The organism is Cupriavidus necator, from assembly GCF_040578825.1.
GTDB lineage: Bacteria > Pseudomonadota > Gammaproteobacteria > Burkholderiales > Burkholderiaceae > Cupriavidus > Cupriavidus necator_E.
This window is the reverse complement of sequence record NZ_JBEFLI010000169.1, coordinates 1-1,700: the sequence shown is the minus strand read 5'-3', so window position 1 is coordinate 1,700 and position 1,700 is coordinate 1. Positions and strand designations below refer to the sequence as shown.

Genomic DNA, 1,700 nt, shown 5'->3' with positions numbered 1-1,700 from the left:
CCTTCACCCCCAGCCCCGCCATCACCGCCCGCGCCACCGGCGAGATCCACGAGTGGTGCCGGAACGCCTCGCGCGCATGCACGTTGGAGATGTGATATTCGATCAGCGGCACCGCCGCCCCCTTGATCGCATCGTGCAGCGCAATCGACGTATGCGTCAGCGCCCCCGCATTCAGCACCACGCCGACCATCTCGCCTTGCGCGCACAGCCGCCCCGCTTCATGAATCCAGTCGATCAGCTGGCCTTCATGATTGGTCTGGCGGCATTGCGCTTCCAGTCCGAGCCGTTGCGCGGCTTGCTGGCAGATGCGTTCCACATCGTCCAGCGTTTCGCTGCCATAGACCGCGGGCTCGCGGGTGCCGAGCAGGTTGAGGTTGGGCCCGTTGAGCACCAGTACTGTCTTCATCGTGTCGTGTCTCCGTGGAGTGGGCTGCGCCACTGGCGCGGCCATCGCCGATAGCCTATCGTTTGCCCTTCATCCCATCATCGACCGCCATGGAAACTCAGAATGCGCTGACGGCGAACAATGACCCGTTCCTGCGGGACCTGCGGCTGTTCTGCACGGTGGCGCGGCGCGCCAGCTTTATCGCCGCGGCCAACGAGACCGGCATTTCGCCGGCGCATGTCAGCAAGCGCATCGCCATGCTCGAAGCGATGCTCGGCGCGAAGCTGTTCCACCGCACCACGCGCCGCGTCAGCGTGACGGCCGAAGGCGAGAGCGCCTTTGCGTGGGCGCAGAAGATCCTTGAAGACGTCGACGGCATGCTTGAGGCAGTGGGCGCCGCCGGTGGCGAGCCGCGCGGGCTGTTGCGCATCGCCACCAGCGTGCGGCTTGGGCGCCGGCATGTGGCGCCGGTGCTGTCGCTGCTGCGGCAGCAGCATCCGGGGCTGGAGGTCTGGCTGGAGCTGCTCGACCGCCGCGTGGACCTGATCGGCGAGAGCTTCGACCTCGATATCCGCGTCGGCGAGGTGGAGGAGCCGCACCTGATCGCCGGCAAGCTTGCAACCGGCAGCCGCGTGCTGTGCGCCGCGCCCGCCTACCTGGCGCGGCGCGGCATGCCGGAGCACCCGACTGAACTGCCCCGGCACGACTGCCTGCTGCTGCGCGAGCGCGACCAGGCCTTTGGCGTATGGCGGCTGCAGGGGCCGGACGGGTGGGAGACGGTAAAGGTGACCGGGCCGATGGCATCGAACCACAGCGACGTGACCCACCAGTGGGCGCTGGAAGGCTTCGGCATCATCATGGCCTCGGTCTGGGATGTGGCCGCGAGCGTGCGCGCGGGCGACCTGGTGCGCGTGCTGCCGGGATGGCAGCAGCCGGCCGATATCTGGGCCGTGACCAGCGCGCGGGCGTCGGCCTCGGTGCGGATGCGCGTGTGCCTTGAGTTCCTGAAGGCGCAGTTGTCGCAGGGACCGCGGGCGCTGGCGACGACGCTGGACTAGTGTCCTATCCCGTAAATAGCTTGATAAATGAGATCGTCCGGTTGCTCGTCAGGCTAGGCGCGAGGAGGCGCCATAGCCGTAGCGATGGCAACGACGAGCAACGACGCATGGCGGGCAACCGGGCGATTTCATATCGAGTTTATTTGCGGGACAGGACACTATCAACGCCTCGATCACCGGCCAGACTGGGCTGGCGTGCGCCGCTGTCTCGACTTCGCGGTCGAGGCTGGCCACGCGCGTGCCGCAGGCCTGCACTG

3 protein-coding genes are annotated in these 1,700 nt (G+C 67.4%); 1 reads left to right on the top strand and 2 read right to left on the bottom strand.

The window, feature by feature from the left end:
* Nucleotides 1-406: type II 3-dehydroquinate dehydratase (aroQ, locus tag AB1I47_RS33695; protein WP_354687974.1), on the bottom strand; the 406-nt coding region annotated here is incomplete at its 3' end.
* 89 nt (nt 407-495) lie between these two features.
* Here aroQ and AB1I47_RS33690 point away from each other — a divergent pair.
* Complete coding sequence (locus AB1I47_RS33690) at nt 496-1,443, top strand: LysR family transcriptional regulator (protein WP_354687973.1); 948 nt, start codon at nt 496-498, stop codon at nt 1,441-1,443.
* Between the two features lie 48 nt (nt 1,444-1,491).
* Here the strand turns inward: AB1I47_RS33690 and AB1I47_RS33685 are convergent.
* On the bottom strand, nt 1,492-1,700 hold a 209-nt coding region (locus AB1I47_RS33685; RefSeq protein ID WP_354687972.1), incomplete at its 5' end, for a hypothetical protein.